Raw genomic sequence first — 21,113 nt, 5'->3', positions numbered from 1 at the left:
AGTCAAAATAAAAAGAAGTCTCAAAATGTTATCTCACGAATTAAACCAAAAATCTCACGTATAAGCTGAGTTTGTGAGACTGATTTTTCTACCAAGTGACGAATTAGGTCTGTTTTTTTAGATTTACCCAACATAGAATCAAAAGCATCTATAAAATCCACTAGAATCTATTTTGGTACAGCACTAGAAGCCTCTTTTATGATAGAGAGGATTACGAAAAGCCGCGACAATTGTTGCGGCTTTTGTGCTTACAGAAGCCGGATCACGCGAAGATCGCCATCAAGCTTAAAATATCCCCGATCCAAAAAAGCAGTGACGGCGGTTAATTTCGCTTCAAACGGTGTATCTCCGTACGACACGGCACCAACCCCTACGATATGCACATTGGATTTTCCTGCCCGACCCCGTGCTTCTGTTAATAACACATCAGGCTTATAAGGGCAGGCAACATAGGTATCACAGAGAGTTGCGTAATCCGTCAGGATACGATTACAGTCTGTTTCAGACAGAAACTCTACGCCATGACGGGGGAGTTGATTCTGAAGTTCTACAATTCGATTCATGGTTGCAATCTACCAATTTCGATAATAGCATGGTCAACCAATGTTTATAAGAAAAACAGCCTCGCCACCTAAGACGAAGCCGTTTCCAATCTTCAATCTACTTCTAGACCTATGGGTTAGGTTGGGAAGTATTTTTTAGACTTGAAAAACTTCATCTGGACACAAAAAACGTTGGCACCAATGGCACCAACGTTTAATCTAACCCATAAGTGCTTACGACATATATGTGATATACGTAAACAGCTGCAAATTTAGTTATATCATTCCAAAAAATGGTAACTTGATTAATTGTACGGCGATCTGAAAAATAGATTTGCCTTACCGCTATAAGTATTTATACTCTAACCGATATAGCCTAATCCCTGTACAATCAGAATGTAGAGTAATCGTAAGGCAGCAAAAAAATTGATCATTTAATGGGCAGCTGGATCATCGTCGAACTACTCGTACCCAATTGCGTGGTTGGCAGGCTACCATTCCACTTGGCAATCCACTGTTGCTGAATCAACAAAGGCGTCAACGTTTTCTGTTTCAACTCATTAGCTCTCGCTTCGGCTTCAGCCTCAATAATTTTAGCTCTGGCAATACCACTGGCTTTCGTCACGGCAATCTCCGCACTCGCTTTTTCGGCCGCCACCTGATTGTTTAATCGCAATGCGTTTTGTACAGCCGTGTTCTTGGCGTCAATCATGGCCTGCAACGATTCGGGCGGAGTAAGATTCGAGGTTATGTTTTCAAAGGCAAACCCATCATCGGTTAGCGCCTTACGCAATTTCGATTCGACCAACTCTTCAAAACCAACGCGGTTATTGACAAGCGAATCGGGTGTAAACGTGTTGGCCACATCGCGATAGGAATTATAGACGATTGTTCGCAAAATATTATCCTCAATTTCGGGAAGTTCTTTCCGGTATTTTCGATACACATTAGCCCCCTGCCCTTTTACTAAATGGTAGTTCAGTGTGGGGTCAATTTTAAAAAGCGTCCCTCCTTTCGCGCTGACGGTAAAGGGCTCAAAATCTTTGGTCTGGGTGAAGGTTGGATATTGCTCGATGAAGGACGTAAGCGGATTATAAAATATCCAGCCCGTCACGTTTTCGATATCATTTGCTCCTCGATCAGAGCCAATTTTACTGACTTTAATTCCTTCGTGCGATGCGTCGACAGTGGTACAGCTTTTGGTTAATAAAACAAAACCCAACAGGAGTCCAACACTCCAAATGGCAACACGTAGCTTACTCATGTGATTTTTAGTTAAAAGGGTTCTTAGTGAAGGCTTTGGTTTTAAACGAAATGACGAGCAATCCGGTCAGTAGGAATAGCCCTAGAATATTCTGAAAAGTGTCTTTCTGGTTGAGAAAATTGAAGCCAACATCAGCAGACAGAAAAAAACAGACTGCCCAGGTCAGCATTAAAAAGATTCGTTGTGTGCTCATTAGTTTAGGAGTTTATTTCTGCTCGCTAAGGTAATGGGCGCGAAAATCGAGGATCGATTATTTTGTTTGAATGGCTAAAACACGTGTTTTTAGGGCCTTTTGTCTGTATGAAGTTGGGCTAACTTCCTGATTGACATTAACGACAATTTGTCGGAATGACAAAAAACACCAACCTCACCTAGAAACTAAAACGGTAAAAGCTTCTATGCTCTCTCTTCATTTACAATAGCCAGGGCAATTTATCGCTGGCTGTTCGGTCTTTGTTGATAGGTGTTAGCCGCCGAAACGCATCTTTTCGACCTTCCACATCCGACATATCGAAGCGCTTATAGGTTTGCCAGTCTACATAAGCGGTATTCGAATTCTCGTGAAGAAATCCGCCAGATGAAAGCTTTTCGGCATCCAGCTCGGGGATATATACGACCGTTAGCGTAACAGACTCGGTTTCACCTTTTGGGTAAAATGTCCAGGTAAGCTTCATAGATGTCAAAATCTTAAAATGTTGAGTTTCTCTCCGTATAGTAGGCAACGCCTAAAGTAAACTTTATACTCCTATTGCGACAGTACTCTATCGCTACCTATCAGAAATTAAGCAACTATGAAATTCAAAATTGTACTCGTTTTAGTTACGTCAATAACACTGCTGTACGGCTGTACCCAGAAAAAGGAGGCTCTTTCAATCGTCGGAACCTGGGAATTAGTCTCGGCAACGACTATAGAAAAGGATACAACGTTCTCTACGTTTGACTCGACGCACAAGATGATCAAAATCATCAATGACACTCACTTTGCGTTCTTAAATCATGCAGTAGCTCCGCCAAAAGATTCGTCAAATGCTTTCTCCGGCGGAGGTGGCACCTATACCTTAGTCGATAGCAACTACACCGAGCATCTGGATTATTTTATCGACAAGGCCTGGGAGAATAACAAATTCGAGTTTGTTGTCAAATTTAGCGGTGATACCCTTATTCAAAAGGGCATTGAAAAAGTTGAGAAACTTGGAGTCGATCGCGTCATTATTGAAAAATACAAACGGGTCACGAAGTAAGCGCTGCTTAAACTAACAGCCGCATTATCTGAAACGCAGTCCGTTTCAGATAATCAGGTGCATTGGCCAGTGCATCGTCTAAACTTGCCGGTCCCGGCATAATAGAAAAGGCGCTGGCCAATCCTAGCGTATCCAGCTCATCAGGTGCCAGTTGCAATGAACCACAAAGCGCCACCACCGGAATACCTTGCGCTTTCGCCAACCGGGTAATCCCTGCAATGAGTTTGCCCTGCAATGTCTGATTATCAATTCGCCCCTCGCCTGTAAATACAAAATCTGCTCCCGTCATTTTGTCGGCCAATTGGGTGTGTTTCATAAGTAAGTTAACGCCTTCGGTAAGTTGCCCCTTCAGGAACAAAACAGTACCAGCCCCTAGGCCTCCTGCCGCACCAGCACCGGGCATAGCTGAAAGATCCATAGCAAACGCTGATTTGACGACCTCAGCCCAATGCTTCATACCCGCATCCAGAACTGACAGATCGTCTGGTTTCGCGCCTTTTTGTGGACCGTACACATAGGTTGCTCCCTGTGGACCCACTAGCGGGTTCGTGACATCACACGCGACTTCTACGGTTCCTTCCCAGGCCGTTTTAGGTGGGATTATTGTTTTAATTTGGCCCAGATTGCCTCCACAGGGCCGTAAAACCACTCCAGATGCATCAAGAAATTGCCAACCCAGTGCCGCAGCCATACCTGTTCCAGCATCGTTGGTTGCACTACCACCAATGCCCAGAACCAGGTGCTTAATACCCTGTTCAATAGCGTGTGCTATTAGCTCGCCAGTTCCGAACGTATTGGCCCGAAATGGGTCGAGTTCCGCGAGTTTAAGCAATCGCAAACCTGACGCCTGGGCCATTTCAATAAAGGCCGTTTTGCCATCACCCGAAATGCCATATCCCGCTTCGACTGGATGCCCCAAAGGTCCCTGAACCGTAACCGTATGCCAGGTGCCCTGGGTAGCCTGTGTTAATACGTCGGAGGTACCTTCACCGCCATCGGCCATCGGAACAGCTACAACTTCGGCCGTTGGACTAGCCAGTAAAATGCCGTCGGTCATTGCCGCACAAACCTCCGAAGCAGTCAATGAACCTTTGAACTTATCGGGTGCCAATAAAATCTTCATTGTTAATAATTGTGTATCCTTTGCTAAGTGAGTAAGTTGGCTGCCAATTCGATTTACTGGCTATTCAAAACTATGTCCCTACTTAAAGCAGCCATCATTGGGGGTGGCAATATTGCCGATAATAATCATATTCCCGCACTCAAACAGCTATTTGAACAAGTCGAAATTGTGGCTGTTTGTAGTCGCGACCTGACGAAAGCCCGTGCCCTGGCCGACAAGCACGGCATTCCTCATGCATTCGATGACACGAGTGAGCTGTATCGTCAGTGCGCACCGGATGTTGTGGTTATTTGTACACCGAACAACCTCCACTATCCGCAAACTATGGAGGCTCTTGACCATAACTGCCACGTTTTCTGCGAAAAACCGCCCGCACTGAACGCCAAAAATGCTCGCGAAATGGCCGATCTCGCAGCTCAAAAAGGCCGGATACTGGCGTATAATTTTCAACTCCGGCAAACCAGCGAATGGGCGTTGCTTATGCGTTGCAAAGCCGATGGGTTGCTGGGCGATATTTACCACATTAAGGCGCATTTTCTGCGTCGGCGGGGCATACCGGGCTGGGGTTATTTCACCAATAAAGCCATGCAGGGTGGTGGTGCTCTAATGGATATAGGCGTTCACGTTCTTGATTTAGCCCTGTGCGCTCTTGGCTACCCCACTCCCGATCAGGTACTGGGAAACACTTACGATTTTATTGGAAAGGCAGGTGGTAAAGGTTTACTAGGCACCTGGAATCCAGCTACTTTTGAAGTAGAGGATGCCGCTACCGCCTATCTCTCATTTCCAAACAAAGCGTCAATTATGCTATCCGCTTCGTTTGCCTTGAATACGCAGGTCGATAAAGACCGTAATCTGGAAGTATTCGGCAGCAAGGGAGGAATTAAGCTGTTCCCGTTTAGTCTACATACCGAAGTAGCTGGCGAACTTGCCGACATACAGTTTCCTTACCTGGAAGAAGTCGACATTCAGCTAAAAAACACGGCGGCTTTTCTGGACGCCTGCCACGGCAAACCCTCAAACGTCTGCACGGCGGAACAGGGAGCCATTTTGCAGGAAATTGTCGAACGCATTTATCAGTCTGCTACCACTGCCTAGATTCAGTCTGGAGCGACAACGAACAGTAGTTAAACTTCGTTTTTTGTCGCTCCAGGTTTCGTTACTTCCCACAAGCCGCACTTCCGGTACAAGCCAGACTAACAAATAGCTCAGAGCGGATTTTCCAGCCGGATTCCGTTTTTCGCCACATGGCCAGATAAACGCCAGTAATTATCTGAATACCATCAGGGCGCTGAAAACGGCCTGTCCAATGGCCATTTTCAGCAGCCAATGGACTCGTTGTACTCACCTGAATTTGATCCGTATTACGCATGTAGCCCAGAAAATTGGGATCTTTAAACTGAACCGATACGGACGCTAATACTGAATCTCGACCCGATACGTGCGAGCCACTTCCCCGAGTCACTTCAATATCCAGCAGCATCGTTTGCCCAAAAGCCGTTAGGTCACGAGCTTGAATGGCCTGGTTTGACTGTGCCCGTAACGACTTAATAGCAACGATATCAGTACTTTCTACAGGCTTCGTTTGCGCGAACGAACTAAATGAAAGCAGAAAAAGGCCGATTAAGAGGCAAGTGATTTGAGTGCGGTTCATTAGAATAGTTTTTTAGGCAGTGGTGTCAGGTGCTAACACCTGACACCACAGAAAACAGGATTCAAAAAGTAAATCAAAAAATCCTGTTTTATCCTGTAAATCCTGTCAGAAAAAAAATTAATTCAACCGGTACACCGGATACCGGCTATACGTTTTTTCGTAATAGGGTGTCTGTCGATAAATGAAATCCAACTGAGCGTCGGCATTGTCGGCGAACGCTTTATCAGACGCCCGTTTCTCATCCAGTTTTTTACGCAACACCGGATCTTTCTTCAGGAGATCGGCGGCTGTGTCTTCGAAAATGTAATCCGAAAAATACTCTTTCTGGTCGAGCACACTATCAAAGAAATTCCAGGCAAAAAACGAATCGACGCCCTGTGGCTCAAGTGTTTCAACGATGTATCGGTTCGTGGATTGATTCGTCTGAATGAGGTAATCGCCTTTGTAAAATTGAATCTGCTGCGTCTCCGACCGTACTTTCACCCCTGAATGGAGATAATGCCCTTCGTAAGGTCGCTGCCCCGTTTTAAAATCGGTGATATAATAGGCTGAAACGCTCATCAAACTATCTTTCGGCAACGTTTGAAGTTTCACGCCATTCCGTTGCAGCAATCCAATAACCTCCCTCCAGGCTTGTGGAATAACATAAGCCCGAGGTTTATCAACCTGCGCATCAACAGCGAATGTGTTCCAGTAAGGTATGCGCTTGGTAAATGGCTTAGATCGGTCGTAATAAAGTCGTTTCAAGCCTGATACCTCACTAGGTTTATACGCGGCTGCATAGCCCAGAAACGTAATTGAATCTGTTTTAGTCCGGTCCAGTTTATAGCTCAGGGGAAAGTTCGTTTGTTGACTAACCACATCGTTCGCTTTTTTCTGATTGGCTAGAATGGTTTGCGCATCACGTTCACATAATCGTAGTACCGATTCGTCGAACGCATAAGATGCTTTAACCCGTGCCGGATAATCTTTCCACATGTGCGTCTCCAGTGTGAAGCCAAAGCAATTGAACAAAGTGGCATAGCCTGTCGAATAGCGCGGAGAGTCATTATAACCCAATAAGCCACTTTCCGGCGTCTCCGAAAAGCTGTTAATATAAGGTGCTGGCGGAAAACCTTGAGCCGTCAGGGCTTTATCCAGTTCCGGCTGAAATGTTTTCACCATGTATCCAGACACAGTCGGGTGGAGCTTGTCTTTCTGCGTTGCAAAATACGTTAGTACATGCTGATAGTCAGCACCATCGCTGGTATGATTATCAATAAACACCTGTGGCTTTAAAGATTGATACATCGCCTGAAACGCTTTGGTATTTTCGGCTTCGGCTTTGATAAAATCGCGATTTAGATTCAGGTTACGTGCATTTCCCCGAAACCCGTACGATTCCGGCCCATTCTGATTCACCCGCGAAACGCCCCGATTCAGTGCCCCATCGATATTATACACAGGCACAATAGCCAGTAGCACATTCTTAGGTAGTTTATTGGCTTTCAATAGATCCCGCGCCATCATCATACAAGCATCGATCCCTTCGGGTTCGCCGGGATGAATCCCATTGTTGATGAGCAGTGTTACACGGTCGGGCCGCGAGGTAAATTGTTTATCGGCAGCTAACAGAAACACATGGAGCGGTTTCCCAATATCGGTTTTACCAACTTCTATGAGTTTCGCCTGATCATACTGTTTATCCAGTTGTTGGTACCAGCTTATAATCTGAGCATACGTTGCCGTTTGGTTTGTATTTCGTTCATAAGGTGTCAGGTCTGATCGTTTTGGCTGTGCAAACAAATGCGTTGATACAAGTCGTAAAAGCAAACAAGTAATCACGATAAACCGTAGATAATACTGGTTGGTGAAAAGAAGAATTGATTTCATGAAAGGTATTTTTTGTATCGCAGAGGATCAAATGTGGTTTCTTGAAAATGAATGAATCTAGTGCTTTACCAAAGTAGATTTTGTTGATTCTGTCGGATTCTATTGATGTCATTCTATTGATAATCAACACCTAAACGATCAATTAGAATCGAAAGAATCTCTAGAATCTAAATTGAACAAGTACTAGTTGATAAACTCAGTGCGACCCCTTCAGGGTCGTATGTTTATAGAGGTATCCTTTTTCTATAAACATACGACCCTGAAGGGGTCGCACCAAATTCGGCAAAGAGATTCACTTTTTACGTCCGTTCAACCTTCTTTTTCTTCTTCGGCAAAACGGGCGTACTGGCTGGTGGTATTCGGTGATGAGTAGCCTGCTCGTAAGCATAGCATAGCTTGACAAGCGTTGGCTCGCTAAACGGTCGACCAAAGAATTGCAGACCTGCCGGTAAGTTATCGTACGTAAAACCCATCGGCACCGAAAAAGCCGGGAAACCCGTTGGCGGAGAGAGGGCATTATTGTTTGTTCCCGACGGCGTGTTCAGATCGCCTATGAGCCGGGGCGGATAACTAAATGACGGGTACACCAGCACATCCACTCCCGTTGAATCCATCGCCCGAAGGAGTAATTGCCGAAGCCGTTCGCGAAGTGCCAGGTTTTTTCCCCAGCCTTTATGAGCTTCGGGCGCCAGCGTATCCTTGTCCGAATCAAGTAGTGTTTTTTCGATACTAGGATGAAATTGTCTTGATTTGATGATGGATGTCAAACTCTTGTGGGGTGCATTAGGCCCCAGATTGGCCAGATACAGATTGAAATCGCGCCGTAGCTGCGGAATGGTATCGAACGATTTATTGATTGTATCCAACTCCGGTACTCGAACCGAATCGACAACGATGGCACCAGCCGCCCGAAGCTCATCCAGCGCTTTATTGAACAAGGCATATACCTGAGGATCAGAATTTTTCGTCGTACATAATTGACGAAACACGCCAATACGTGCCCTTTTCAGGCCATCTTTGTCCAGAAACTGACGATACGACTGCGGAATTTTACCCTCGCTCCGCCGAGTTACGGTATCTGCCTTGTCATAACCAGCAATCACGTCCAATACCCGAACCGCATCTTCCACCGTTCGGCAAATTGGCCCACCCGTATCATTGGTCATTGCCAGCGGAGCAATCCCACTCCGACTAACCAGACCTAGTGTAGGCCGAAAACCAACCAGACTTTGGTGCGACGATGGCCCTCGTATCGAACTGCCCGTATCGGTCCCAAGGCCAATGGTGCCGAAATCGGCGGCTACAGCAGCCGCCGTGCCTCCACTCGAACCGGCAGTTGTCCGTTTCGTATCATAGGGATTCCGGGAATAACCAGGCAAAATAGAACTTACAGAAACGTTACCCGATGTAGCAAATTCAGCCAGATTTGACTTAGCAATAATAATAGCCCCGGCCTCCCGAATCCGCTGCACGACAAAGGCATCTGTAGGTGGAATAGACTTTTTCATAGCCAGCGTGCCGTTGGTCGTTGGCATATCGAAGGTGTTGTAATTGTCTTTCACAATCACCGGAATCCCATGCAGTGGGCCAACAAACTTGCCGGTCGCCTTATAAAGCGAATCAAGCCGACGGGCTTCGGTTAAGGCTTTCGGATTCACCATAATGATGGTATTCAGAAAAGGTCCCTGTTTGTCGTAAGCCTCAATTCGGTCGAGATAAAGTTGCACCAGTTGCTCAGCCGTCAGTTTACCCGATTGCATGGCGCTATGAAGCTGTTCAATAGTGGCTTCGCGCAACTGTTTTGGCTTAAACGACTGAGCGTTTACTGCATTTACCAAAAGCAGTAAAGAGATTAAAAGAGGAAGTACAGAGTTCTTCATTTTAGGCTGTGTACGAATGAATGGTTACTTTTTATTGAGAAGTGACAGAATAATTTATTGGCACAGTACGGTTTGACCAATTTTTCATCATAAAAATAAACGCAAACCCAGAATAATTGCTAGGTACCCTAAAAAGTGCAATTTTAAATCCATTACGTTTAATCATTTAAAGTGCGGTTGTCGTTTGACCTTCCCCAAACAAATCCCGTACTTGCATAGGCTTGTGCAACATCTCAGGCCCAGTTTTGTAACAGATCAGCCTATAAGCTGGACATTCCCCCTGAAACGTTGAATCGCACCGGCGACCCGATTGAAACGCTTAAACCTGATACCTTAAAACCATGAACCTCAATCGCAGAGATTTTCTCCGGCAACTTGGCTTCGGTGCTGCTGGCCTGGCCATTGCTTCTACTCTACCCGATACCAGTTGGGCACTACCTACTAAAACGGGCAAACTCCCCCGTGCTTTACCTGAAACCCAGGGTGTTGCACCCGGAGGTCTGCTTGACTTTCTGAACACGGCAGAATCCCAGAAGCTTAATATCCACAGCATGATGGTGCTTCGGCATGGCCAGGTTGTGGCTGAGGGTTGGTGGGCACCGTATGCCCCCCAATACATTCACACACTGTATTCACTAAGCAAGAGCTTTACCTCATCGGCAATCGGGATGGCTGTCGATGAAAAGCGGTTAACCGTTGAGGATAAAGTAGTTTCATTTTTCCCCAAAGATGTTCCCGCCACTATCAGCGCAAATCTGGCAGCCATGCGCGTGAAGGATTTGCTGACCATGTCGACAGGGCATGATAAGGATACAACACCAGCATTACGAGGGGGCACCGACAGCAATTGGGTTAAATCATTCCTGGCCCAACCCGTTGATCATGAACCAGGTACATTTTATATGTACAACAGTGGTGCTACCTATATGCTTTCGGCCATTATCCAGAAACTGACGAACCAAACCCTGCTCGATTATTTAAAACCTCGTTTGTTCGGGCCGCTGGGCATCGAAGGCATGGACTGGGAAGTTGACCCCAACGGCATCAATACGGGTGGCTGGGGTCTGCGAATAAAGACGGAAGATATTGCCAAGTTCGGGCAGCTTTACTTACAAAAAGGTGTCTGGAATGGGAAGCGCTTGATCTCTGAAGCTTGGATTCATGACGCCACAAGGAAAGAAGTCGATTCGAAAGGTGGTAAAGGCGATGCCACTGTAAACGACTGGATTCAGGGATACGGTTATCAATTCTGGCGGTGTCGTAACGACGCTTATCGGGCCGATGGCGCGTTTGGTCAGTTCTGCGTTGTTCTTCCCAAGGAAGATGCGCTGGTTGCCATCACCGCTGAATCGGCGAACACGCAGGGCATTCTCGATGCGATCTGGAATCACATTCTGCCCGCCCTTCGAGGAACAGGTTTATCGGCCGATAAAATGAAACAGGCGGCCTTAACCCAAAAGTTAGCTACGCTGACCTTAACGCCAAGTGTTTCGCAAACTGCTTCGTCGGTACAGGCCAAAATAAGTGGAAAAACATATGCAGTTGCCGACAATTCACTGAAGGTAAAAGATGTATCACTGACGTTCGGCAAGGATGGCTGTATCTTCAAACTGAATGACGACCAGGGCGACCATCAGGTATTGTGCGGTGTTGGTCGCTGGCGAGATAGTACAACCACGTTCTCAGTAGCACCGCTCTCGCTAACCCCAACGGCGGTACCCAATGGCCCGAACCGAAAAGTAGCCGGTAGTGGTGGCTGGCAGGACGAGAATACATTCGTCATGACCTGGCGATTTATTGAAACTGCTCACTACGAAACCGTAACCTGCCGATTTGGTGCCGACGGGGTTCAGGTAGAATTTCAAAACAGTATAAGCATACTCACAAAAGGAAAAGACAAACGTCCAGTACTGGAAGGAAAAGCCGTAGCGTAAGATGGAACCGCACGGGCGGCCCCGGCTGATGACGCAGATTTAACTGATTTATAATGATTTTATCATAATTGATCAGTTAAATCTGCGTCATCAGCCGGGGCCGCCCGTGCGGTTCCATTATTTACAACAACTTGTCCAGCGTAATTGGCAAATCACGAACTCGCTTGCCAGTGGCGTGGAATACGGCGTTGGCAATGGCCGCCGGAACGCCCACTAACCCGATTTCACCCAATCCTTTTACACCCAGCGGATTAACGATTTCGTCGTGTTCTTCCACGAAAATAACGTCGAGGTCGTGAACATCGGCGTTGACAGCTACGTGGTATTCAGCCAGAGAATGATTCATGATACGACCGAGGTTATGGTCCATTATAGTTTCTTCCTCAAGCGCCTTACTAATTCCCCACACCATACCGCCTAGAATCTGACTCCGGGCGGTTTTTGGATTTAGAATTCGGCCACCCGCAATGGCACTGACGATCCTTGTAACCCGAACTGTACCAAAGTCTTCATCGACCTCAACTTCCGCAAATACCGCCGAATGCGCCGTGCGGGCGTACTTTCGCTGTTTCAGCATCTTGGGTAGCCCCGACGATGTTTCCCGAACAGCGGCTCCTCCGTTGGAGTCAACAACGGCCTCTAACGACACCGACACGGACGGATCTTTTTTCAACTGAATGCTTTTATTCGCAAAGACGACTTCTTTAAAATCAACTTTAGCAAAAGGCGAGTTTGGCATCTTTCTGGCCAGCTTGAAGAGTTTTTCGGCTAAATCCTCACAAACTGTTTTCACTGCCGTTCCCACCGTGGCTGCCGTCCAGGAACCACCCTCAATTGGGGCAGCAGGCATATCACTGTCACCAAGCTTGAAGAGCACATCCTCTATTGGCATACCAAGGGTATCGGCGGCAATCTGCGTCATAATGGTGTAAGTACCTGTACCTATATCAGCCGTGGCGCTACTTACGCGAAGTTTTCCATTCACCATCATCACAGCCTCGGCCCGAGCAGGCATCTGGTTTGCATCCCAGATTCCGGTAGCCATCCCCCAACCAATTAAGGTATGTCCATTTCGCATAGAACGCGGCTCCGGATTCCGTTTCATCCAGCCAAATCGTTCAGCTCCCTGCCGGAAACATTCCCGAAGCTCTTTACTGGAATAAGGCAGATCGGCATTCATATCCCGCTCGGTATAGTTTCGGAGTCGAAACTCAACGGGGTCCATACCTAGTTTGTAAGCCAATTCATCTACAGCGCATTCGAGTGCTGAGATGCCTGTTACACCACCTGGTGCACGCATATCGAGGGGTGTAGCTACATCGAGCGGTACTAGTTTGTAGTCAAATTTTACGTTCTCTGCCGGGTAGAGCATTCCGCCCCAACTGGATACAATCTCGGTATAGTCTTCAAATTGCGATGTTTCGCCAACAGTATCATGATACATGGCTGTCATTGTCCCGTCGGTCGATGCGCCCAGGGCAATCGTCTGCACTGTAGCTGGGCGGTGTCCAAACGTGAACATCTGCTGACGGGTGAGCGTGACCCGCACTGAGCGTTTCAACTCCCGAGCGGCCATCACAGCCAGAAATAACTGGTGTTGTGGGCGTAGACCAGACCCAAATCCGCCCCCTACGTATGGGGACATAACCCGTAAGTTTTTGAACGGAATATCAAACACCTGAGCGACATACAAAATACTATTTGTCACGCCCTGCGTCTTGTCATAGATGGTATAACGAGCCCCAGATTTGTTCCGTCCTTTTTCATACACCACTGTACTGGCAAACATCTCCATCGGATTATGATGCTCCATGCTATGGACATATTCACCTGTCATCTGTACCGGGGCTGTATTAAAAGCTTCCTCAAAGTTACCCCGCGGTTTTGGTGGCGGTGGCTTCAGTAACGAAGCCATGCCGAGAGACGGTTTCCTCGCTTTATGCCGATTGACCTGCAGATCGGTTTGGTGTGCATCTTCTTCATAATCAACCTGAATCAACGAAGCCGCATAACGAGCCAACTCGAATGTTTCGGCAACGACTAAGGCAATTGGTTGTGCATTGTACTTAATTTTAGCATCGCGCAGAGGTCGAAATGGAGAACCGGGTGGGGCATCCTGATCGGAGTACTTCATATCTAACCATGCGATCTTAGGACGATTCTCGTGGGTAAAGACCTGCAAAACGCCATCGAGAGCTAGTGCCTTGCTGGAGTCGATCCGCTTGATTTTCCCTTTGGCAATTGTGCTGTTTACGATATACCCATAGAGCAGATCTGGCGTATCAAACTCGGCGGCATATTTAGCATTGCCCGTTACTTTATCCAGTCCGTCAATTCGGTTCAGAGGTTTTCCAATGTATTGAGTCATGATGCTGGTTTCAGTTTAGCGGCTTGTGATAATGCACGTACGATGGCACGTTTAGCCAATTCAATTTTGAATGTATTATGCCCAAACCCCTGAGCCCCCTCCAGAAGACCATCCGCAACCAGTTGAAAATTATCCTTTGATGGTTCCTTGCCAGCTAGGATCGCTTCAATTTCAGGTCGTCGCCACGGTTTGTGCGACACTCCCCCGAGCGCAATCCGGGCATCGGCAATTCGGCCATTTTCCATATCCAAGGCTGCTGCCACCGACACCAGAGCAAATGCATAAGAAGTTCGATCACGGAGTTTTATGTACGCGTAATTCGTTGAAAATCCTTTGGCAGGCAGGTCAATGGCCGTGATCAGTTCGTCATCCTGGAGCGTATTATCAATGTGAGGAGTATTGCCCGGAAGCCTATGAAATTCGGCAAAGGGAATCGTACGGTCTCCATATAAGCCTGTTACCCGAACAGTTGCATCCAAAGCCGCCAATGCCACACACATATCTGAAGGATGCGTAGCAATGCAATGGATCGATCGATCAGCCGCTTCGGTTCCAAGAATGGCATGAATTCGATTGAATCCAACAAGGGCCGAACAGCCGGACCCTGGTTCACGCTTATTGCAAGGCGTCGCTACGTCGTAGAAATAGTAGCAACGGGTGCGTTGCATCAGGTTACCGCCATCCGTTGCCATGTTTCGCAATTGAGCCGACGCACCTGCCAGAATTGCCTGGGTTAATAAAGGGTATCGTTCAGAAACCTTTGGATCATAGGCCGTATCGGCATTAGTCACCAGCGCTCCTAAACGTAAGCCACCGTCTTCGGTTTCAGTGATGGTGGCTAATGGCAGTCGATTTATATCGATTAGGCGTGTTGGGCGTTCCACATTTTCCTTCATTAGGTCAATGAGGTTAGTGCCACCTGCGATAAATTTGGTTGTAAGTGCCGAAGCTCGTCCGTCAACCGCATCGGCTACGCCATCGGCCCGGATGTAATCAAAGGAAGTCATAGCGTATCTGGCTGAGAGGATATAACTGATTGAATGGCATCGACTATGTTGGTGTAGGCTCCACAACGACAAATGTTGCCGCTCATCAACTCGCGAATGTCGTCGGCTGTTTTAGCATGGCCTTCGTTCAACATACCAACTGCCGAACAAATTTGACCGGGAGTGCAGTAGCCACACTGAAAAGCATCATGCTCGATGAAGGCTTTCTGAAGCGGATGTAGTCCCTCCTGCCCTAACACATCTTTCTGTGCTAATCCTTCAATAGTCGTAATTTGATTGCCATCCTGCATAATGGCCAGTGTCAGACAGGAATTGATCCGTTTGCCATTTACCAACACAGTGCAGGCTCCGCACTGCCCATGATCGCAACCTTTTTTTGTGCCGGTCAGGTGCAAATACTCTCGCAATGCATCAAGCAAACTAGTCCAGGGAGCTAGTTGTAGCTGAAATGGGGTTCCATTAACGGTCAATGCAATCGTATGGGTAGATGGCAGCGAAGGATACTGCCCGACCTCGGGAGGAGATTCAGCCAAAAGAGTCATAACGGTTCGGTTGAGTAGTTTATACTCCCGGAACCCTCAGCCCTACCTGTTGTTTTAAAAACTATGCTAACGGGCAAAGCCCGTTAGTGTTCAACCAGCTTTATTCCATATGGAATACCCGCTCCAGCGTTACGGCTACTGGCGAGTTGTCGGGATTGGTATCCATTAAATCAGCCATATAAGCCCACCATTTCTTCATAATGGGCAACCCTGGTAAAGCCGCTGTCGTGTGGTTCGCCAATCGTTTTTGAACGGCAAAGAGTGTCCCGGTAGATCGATCAAGGAAAATAGAATAATCCCGAATACCAGCCTCGGTCAAAGCCACCGATAATTCTGGCCAGATTTCGTCATGACGGCGTTGATATTCAGCCTCTACGCCGGGCTTTAATTTCATAGTAAAGGCAACTTCTTCCATAGCTTCAAGTTCAGTGGGTTACAGCGTGAGCGGTGTATTTTTTCAACTCGACACAGTCGCCGGGGAGCGGATAAGGGTTCCAATGCTGGTGTATGGCCAGGGCAGCCCCTAGCGCCGATGCCTGCGCCACCGATGCGGCATACACTTCGATACCAGGGAAAGCCGTAGCCAGTAGATTCATATAGATCGGGTTTTTCCCAAAACCGCCATCCACAAAAATGCGCTTCACGGGAGAGCCTGCCAGCACGAGATTAGTCGAAATCAACTGTTGCGAAACAATATCGAGAATAAGCTGGTGATAGGCTTCATTGTACGTAGCAAAATCGACAAGGTTACGTTGGCCAAACAGAGAGCCTTTCATGGAGAGTAATTGGTTGCCTTTTGCGTCTGCTCCAGTAGTTACCTGACTCACCTGTTGTCGCAATTGCTCAATCGTTTCTGGATTATAAGCAACCTTTTTATACTGATTGACAGGTACCTGAAAATGCTCCGCCAGTCGTTTCACCTGTTGTTCATGCTCATAGCCAGCAAACAAACGGGCCGCTTTCACAGGCTGACTTTTGTAATGCATGAAGTTGAGGCAGTCGTATTGCAACTCTTCCGGTGTCAGCGGTCGACTGTTGAACGGGTTCATACTCACGCACCAGGTTCCGGTCGAGATCAATACAAAGGGTTCCTGAAAAGAGGCCAGATACGGAATTAAGGCCGACGAGCTATCATGCAACCCAACACCGACCTGAAGCGTCCCTTCCCCAACGGTAGTCGAACGAGCTGAATCGGAAGCGACAATGGGTGCCAGACGGGTATCCAGTTGTTCATCGGTCACCCATTTATGATAGCCCTGCCGATCAAAATCCCAAAGCATGGTATGACAACCAATGCTGGTCAGATCAGATACCGGCCAGTCACTAATTAAATGACTAACGTACTGAGGCAAATGCAGTGCAAAGGCCAGTTTCGCGTATATGTCAGGCTGCTCATGCTTCAGTCGGTATAACTGGAGGCCAGAATTCAAACTGCCCAGCGAAGGCGAGGCCGTTTGTCGGGTTAACGTCGCTTCCCCTCCATACGCAGCGAAAAGCTGTTGTAATAACTGGTTGGGATAGGCTTTCAGGTAATTATATAAAGGCGTAAGCGGTTGGCCCATCTGATCGATATAGACCAAACTAGCTCCGTATGCCGAAAAGTTTACGGCCTTCACCGTAAATTCCGGCATAGCCATCACCGCAGTCAGCGACGTTTTGACCCAATCCGTAAGCCGATTCAGGTCATCGCAGGCGTCGCCATCTTCGTCCAGAATCTCGTCAAACTGCTCCGATTTCTCCAGAACGATTCGATAATGTTCATCAAAGAGAAACAACTTTTTATTGGTCTTACCAATATCGAAAATGGCAATGACGTTCATAAGGTTAATGAGTGAAAGAGCGAAAGAGTGAATGAGTGAAAATTACCTGCGCCGTTTTCGCTCATTCACTCTTTCGCTCTTTCACTATTGTTATAGTCCCGTGGCTACTGTTTTGGCACCTCGCTCGCCAATGAGTTGCTGGCGAACGTTGAGTTGGCGATACAAACCCAGTGGATTCAATGCAGCACCGGCCCGGCGACGAGCTTCGGCTACCAGTGGGCGAACGTCGGTCCGAAACGCATCCTGTAGTATTTCCTGAGCCCGCACAGGGTCGTTGGCTTCACGGGCTTCTTCAAGCGCAGCGCGATCAACTAAAAGCGCCTGTGCATAAGCGAGTTGAATGGCTTCTACCGACTGAAGCAGATCTTCGAGCGGATCTTTCACGTTGTGGCTCGCATCGATCATCCAGCCCAGATCTTTGGCGTGATTCATGCCCCGAGCATCCAGACCATCAACTAATTCGGTGAAGATCAGGAACAATTGATAAGGCTTAACACTACCGGCCGTCAGGTCATCATCGCCATACTTGGAATCATTGAAATGGAAACCACCCAGCTTGCCCTGATGCAACAGGATCGCCACAATCTGCTCAATGTTGGCATTAGGAAGGTGGTGCCCCAGATCAACGAGTGTGTAGGCTTTGGGCCCGAGTTTATTGGCGTATAGGAAGCTGCTACCCCAGTCGCCAACAGTCATGGAATAGAAGTTCGGTTCGAACGCTTTGTACTCCACGAACAACTTCCAGTCGTTGGGCAAAGCTGCATAGATTTCTTCCAGGCTCGACAGTGTACGGTCGAAAGCTTTGCGGAAATTAAGCTGGCCCGGAAAGCAGGAACCATCGGATAACCAAACCGTCAAGGCATCTGACCCTAATGCCACGCCATGTCGAATCACCTCGATGTTATGGTCGATAGCCTGCTGCCGAATGGCCGGATCGGTATGTTGCAACGAGCCAAACTTATAGCTTAGCTGTTGATCTGGCTGATCCTGAAAGGTATTCGAATTCACCGCATCGAAACGAAGGCCATGCTTGGCAGCAAGCTGTTTAATCGCCTGCGGATCGGTTGGGATGTCCCAGGGAATATGGAGCGAAATAGCGCCACTAGCCCGGTTTAAAGCGTGGAGCAGGCCCACATCAGCAATTTTCTCTTCGAGTGAACGAGGCTCTCCCCCACCGGGAAAACGTCCAAAGCGCGTGCCACCCGTGCCGAGTGCCCAGCTCGGTATGGCAATCTGAAAATCAATCAGTTTCTGGATAATCGGTTCCGCCGTAGCGACTTCCTGCGTCCAGTAAGACAGCTTCCGCTGGTGGCCCTCCAACAGCGTCTGGTTATAATCTGCAATATGTTCGGGTTCGAGTTGCATAAAGGTGTCTGGGTTTGAGGTTTGAGGTTCGAGGTTTATGGTTGGCTGACGCGAGAAATACTGGCGCGTCAGCCAACCATAAACCTCAAACCTCAAACCATATATCTATTCTACCGCACAAACGCCATGGCTACGCCACCGTCTACGTTCAGGACGTTGCCGGTTGATTTAGCGAGTAAGCCGTTGGTGAGGGCAAGGCAGGCATTGGCGATATCTTCAGGCAAGATGATTTCGTTCAATAATGTCCGTTTTGCGTAGTAAGCCGGGAGTTCGGGAACCGTGATGCCGTAGGCTTTCGCGCGACCTTCTGCCCAGGCGCCAGCCCAGATTTTCGAATCCGAAATGACGGCGTCAGGATTCACGACGTTCACCCGGATATGATCTTTACCCAACTCCGCTGCGTTCAGGCGGCTTAGGTGTAACTGAGCTGCTTTGGCCGATCCATAACCTGCATTATTGGGGCCTGACACCAATGCGTTTTTGCTGACGATGTTGATAACATCGCCACCGAGTTTCTGCTTCCGCATCACCTCAACGGCTTGCTGCGTCACCAGGAACTGGCCTTTCACCAATACGTCGTACAATAAATCCCAATCTTTCTCGGTATGTTCTTCGATAGGCTTGGAGATGCTCAACCCAGCACAGTTAACCACAATATCGACACCGCCAAAGGCCAGCGTAGCCGTTTCGAACGTTGACGCAATCGTATCAGCTTTCGTTACGTCCAGTTGATCAGCGGCATAAGCATCTTTACCGTATTGTTTCTGAAACTCATCTTTCGCACCAGCCAGTCGATCGGCATCGTTATCGTTGATGACCACAACAGCTCCTTCGGCCAGGAATTTCTTGGCGATCGCTTTTCCGATACCACCGGCACTTCCTGTAATCAGGGCAATTTTACCCGACAATGGTTTTGGCTTCGGCATCCGCTGAAGTTTCGCTTCTTCAAGCAACCAGTATTCAATATCGAACGCTTCCTGCTCAGGCAATCCCACATAATCTGATACCGCTTCGGCGCCTTTCATTACGTTGATGGCGTTGGTATAAAACTCAGCCGCTACCCGCGCCGTTTGCTTGTCTTTGGCAAAGGTGAACATACCTACAGCTGGCCATAGCAACACGACTGGATTTGGGTCACGGATGGCCGGACTATTGTCATGTTTGCAGCGTTCGTAGTACGCAGTGTAGTCGGCGCGGTAATCTTCAAATGCCTTTTCCAGATAAGCAATGCTACCCTCACCAGCTAATTGAGCAGGGTCTAATACCAGCGGGCGAATTTTGGTGCGCAGGAAGTGGTCAGGGCAACTCGTACCCAAGCGCGCCAGGCGGGGCAGGTCATTCGAGTTCACGAACTCCAGTACGCGGGCATCGTCGGTGAAGTGACCAATCATCTGGCGATGACCTGAAGCCAAACCACGCAGAACGGGCATTAAGGAAGCCGCCTGCTTTTTCCGCGTATCGGCATCGGTATTTTCCAGTGCCTGACCGCCAAATACAGGGCGTTTTTTGCCGTAGTTTTGATTCAGGAATTCGGACGCCTGCTCGATAACCTCGAGCGTATTCATGTACGATTCGTAGGAGGTTTCGCCCCAGGTAAACAAGCCGTGACCGCCCAGGATAATACCACGCAGGTTCGGGTTTTTCTGAACAGCTTCTTCCAGTTTCAATCCAAGATCGAAACCAGGACGCTGCCAGGGAATCCAGGCCATTTTATCGCCCCAGATTTGATGCATGATGGCTTCGCCGTCGCGGCTGGCAGCAATAGCAATCAATGCATCGGGGTGCAGGTGATCAATATGTTTGTACGGCAACAATCCGTGTAAAGGCGTATCGATTGATGGCGCAGCGCATTTAGGATCGAAGAGGCAATGGTCGAAAAGGCCAACCATTTCATCCTCAAACTCTAACCCACGATACCGGCTTTTCAGTGCATGCAGGCGCTCTACGTAGAGGTTAGCGCAGCCTTTCTTCGTTAGGGTACCAATATCACCACCAGATCCTTTTACCCACATTACTTCAACCGGTTCGCCGGTCAGTGGGTTAGTTTCCATTAACTTAACTGATGTATTTCCACCGGCATAATTGGTCAGGCGCAGATCAGCCCCGAGTAGGTTAGAGCGGTAAATAAACAAAGCCACTTCATCACCAGCCAGTTCTGCGGCCTTTTTCTCATCCCAGAGGTAGCTAACGTAGTTGAACGCTTGCGTTGTATTCATAAATAGTTAAATAAGTATATCCGACAGTAATCTTGTTTTAGACAAAGTACGTTACCCTCACTTTCTCCTGCTTCATGTACTCTCCTGTTATAATCACATTATAATGGTAGAAAACGTAAACCGTTTTTTCAATTCCAATTGGGCGAATATACAGGAGAGAACAGGTAAGTTTCTGTAACAAACGAGGATAAATTTGTTGGAAATCATGACAGTCATATCCGTATACTAAGACTTACCCTGCTCATTCGAACTCATATTTCATAATTAGATAACCGTGGCTGTAAT

At 47.8% G+C, this 21,113-nt stretch carries 18 protein-coding genes; 3 read left to right on the top strand and 15 right to left on the bottom strand.

Annotated features, from left to right (window positions below; translation table 11 throughout):
- Positions 1-248 precede the first annotated feature (248 nt).
- The 4 genes from ACYVGR_RS09395 to ACYVGR_RS09380 all read right to left on the bottom strand — a co-directional run bounded on the left by ACYVGR_RS09395 (position 249) and on the right by ACYVGR_RS09380 (position 2,480).
- Positions 249-563 carry a hypothetical protein gene (locus ACYVGR_RS09395; RefSeq protein ID WP_460955825.1) on the bottom strand — a complete coding sequence of 105 codons (315 nt, stop codon included), beginning with the start codon at positions 561-563 and terminating at the stop codon, positions 249-251.
- Positions 564-972: 409 nt separating this feature from the next.
- Entirely contained in the window at positions 973-1,806 is an 834-nt protein-coding gene (locus ACYVGR_RS09390) for an SPFH domain-containing protein (protein WP_460955823.1), read from the bottom strand.
- A gap of 7 nt (positions 1,807-1,813) precedes the next feature.
- A complete protein-coding gene (locus ACYVGR_RS09385; protein ID WP_460955821.1) occupies positions 1,814-1,999 on the bottom strand; it encodes a hypothetical protein in 186 nt (61 codons plus the stop codon).
- A gap of 220 nt (positions 2,000-2,219) precedes the next feature.
- Positions 2,220-2,480, bottom strand: a complete 261-nt coding sequence (locus ACYVGR_RS09380) for a hypothetical protein (RefSeq protein WP_460955819.1) — start codon at positions 2,478-2,480, stop codon at positions 2,220-2,222.
- Positions 2,481-2,597: 117 nt separating this feature from the next.
- Between ACYVGR_RS09380 and ACYVGR_RS09375 the strand changes: the two genes are divergently transcribed.
- The gene (locus ACYVGR_RS09375) at positions 2,598-3,047 is read left to right on the top strand and encodes a hypothetical protein (protein ID WP_460955817.1); all 450 of its coding nucleotides are present in this window, start codon (positions 2,598-2,600) and stop codon (positions 3,045-3,047) included.
- Positions 3,048-3,054: 7 nt separating this feature from the next.
- Here the strand turns inward: ACYVGR_RS09375 and ACYVGR_RS09370 are convergent, their stop codons facing one another.
- On the bottom strand, positions 3,055-4,170 hold the full coding sequence (locus ACYVGR_RS09370; protein ID WP_460955815.1) for a glycerate kinase: 1,116 nt from the start codon (positions 4,168-4,170) through the stop codon (positions 3,055-3,057).
- A 72-nt stretch (positions 4,171-4,242) separates the two neighbouring features.
- On the opposite strand from ACYVGR_RS09370, the gene ACYVGR_RS09365 reads away from it, so the two are divergent.
- Positions 4,243-5,268, top strand: a complete 1,026-nt coding sequence (locus ACYVGR_RS09365) for a Gfo/Idh/MocA family protein (protein WP_460955813.1) — start codon at positions 4,243-4,245, stop codon at positions 5,266-5,268.
- Positions 5,269-5,329: 61 nt separating this feature from the next.
- Here ACYVGR_RS09365 and ACYVGR_RS09360 read toward each other — a convergent pair whose 3' ends face one another.
- The 3 genes from ACYVGR_RS09360 to ACYVGR_RS09350 all read right to left on the bottom strand — a co-directional run bounded on the left by ACYVGR_RS09360 (position 5,330) and on the right by ACYVGR_RS09350 (position 9,576).
- On the bottom strand, positions 5,330-5,824 hold the full coding sequence (locus ACYVGR_RS09360; protein WP_460955811.1) for a YybH family protein: 495 nt from the start codon (positions 5,822-5,824) through the stop codon (positions 5,330-5,332).
- A gap of 117 nt (positions 5,825-5,941) precedes the next feature.
- Complete coding sequence (locus ACYVGR_RS09355) at positions 5,942-7,696, bottom strand: M14 family metallopeptidase (protein ID WP_460955809.1); 1,755 nt, start codon at positions 7,694-7,696, stop codon at positions 5,942-5,944.
- Between the two features lie 299 nt (positions 7,697-7,995).
- Entirely contained in the window at positions 7,996-9,576 is a 1,581-nt protein-coding gene (locus ACYVGR_RS09350) for an amidase (protein ID WP_460955808.1), read from the bottom strand.
- Between the two features lie 341 nt (positions 9,577-9,917).
- On the opposite strand from ACYVGR_RS09350, the gene ACYVGR_RS09345 reads away from it, so the two are divergent.
- A complete protein-coding gene (locus tag ACYVGR_RS09345) occupies positions 9,918-11,510 on the top strand; it encodes a serine hydrolase domain-containing protein (RefSeq protein WP_460955806.1) in 1,593 nt (530 codons plus the stop codon).
- 121 nt (positions 11,511-11,631) lie between these two features.
- Here ACYVGR_RS09345 and ACYVGR_RS09340 read toward each other — a convergent pair whose 3' ends face one another.
- The 7 genes from ACYVGR_RS09340 to ACYVGR_RS09310 form a co-directional block, all read right to left on the bottom strand.
- Positions 11,632-13,878 (bottom strand): xanthine dehydrogenase family protein molybdopterin-binding subunit, encoded by a 2,247-nt coding sequence (locus ACYVGR_RS09340; protein WP_460955804.1) that lies wholly within the window; start codon positions 13,876-13,878, stop codon positions 11,632-11,634.
- Complete coding sequence (locus ACYVGR_RS09335; RefSeq protein ID WP_460955802.1) at positions 13,875-14,885, bottom strand: FAD binding domain-containing protein; 1,011 nt, start codon at positions 14,883-14,885, stop codon at positions 13,875-13,877. Before ACYVGR_RS09335 ends, ACYVGR_RS09340 begins: the two co-directional genes overlap by 4 nt.
- The gene (locus ACYVGR_RS09330; protein ID WP_460955800.1) at positions 14,882-15,427 is read right to left on the bottom strand and encodes a (2Fe-2S)-binding protein; all 546 of its coding nucleotides are present in this window, start codon (positions 15,425-15,427) and stop codon (positions 14,882-14,884) included. The genes ACYVGR_RS09335 and ACYVGR_RS09330 overlap by 4 nt, the downstream gene beginning before the upstream one ends.
- 100 nt (positions 15,428-15,527) lie before the next feature.
- The gene (rhaM, locus tag ACYVGR_RS09325) at positions 15,528-15,842 is read right to left on the bottom strand and encodes an L-rhamnose mutarotase (RefSeq protein ID WP_460955798.1); all 315 of its coding nucleotides are present in this window, start codon (positions 15,840-15,842) and stop codon (positions 15,528-15,530) included.
- Positions 15,843-15,852: 10 nt separating this feature from the next.
- Positions 15,853-17,247 carry an FGGY-family carbohydrate kinase gene (locus ACYVGR_RS09320; RefSeq protein ID WP_460955796.1) on the bottom strand — a complete coding sequence of 465 codons (1,395 nt, stop codon included), beginning with the start codon at positions 17,245-17,247 and terminating at the stop codon, positions 15,853-15,855.
- Positions 17,248-17,337: 90 nt separating this feature from the next.
- The gene (locus ACYVGR_RS09315) at positions 17,338-18,612 is read right to left on the bottom strand and encodes a TIM barrel protein (protein WP_460955794.1); all 1,275 of its coding nucleotides are present in this window, start codon (positions 18,610-18,612) and stop codon (positions 17,338-17,340) included.
- Positions 18,613-18,722: 110 nt separating this feature from the next.
- On the bottom strand, positions 18,723-20,828 hold the full coding sequence (locus ACYVGR_RS09310; RefSeq protein WP_460955792.1) for a bifunctional aldolase/short-chain dehydrogenase: 2,106 nt from the start codon (positions 20,826-20,828) through the stop codon (positions 18,723-18,725).
- Between the last annotated feature and the right edge of the window lie 285 nt (positions 20,829-21,113).

The organism is Spirosoma litoris, assembly GCF_054776755.1.
The sequence above is the reverse complement of the archived record's forward strand: the minus strand, read 5'-3'. Positions and strand labels throughout refer to the sequence as shown.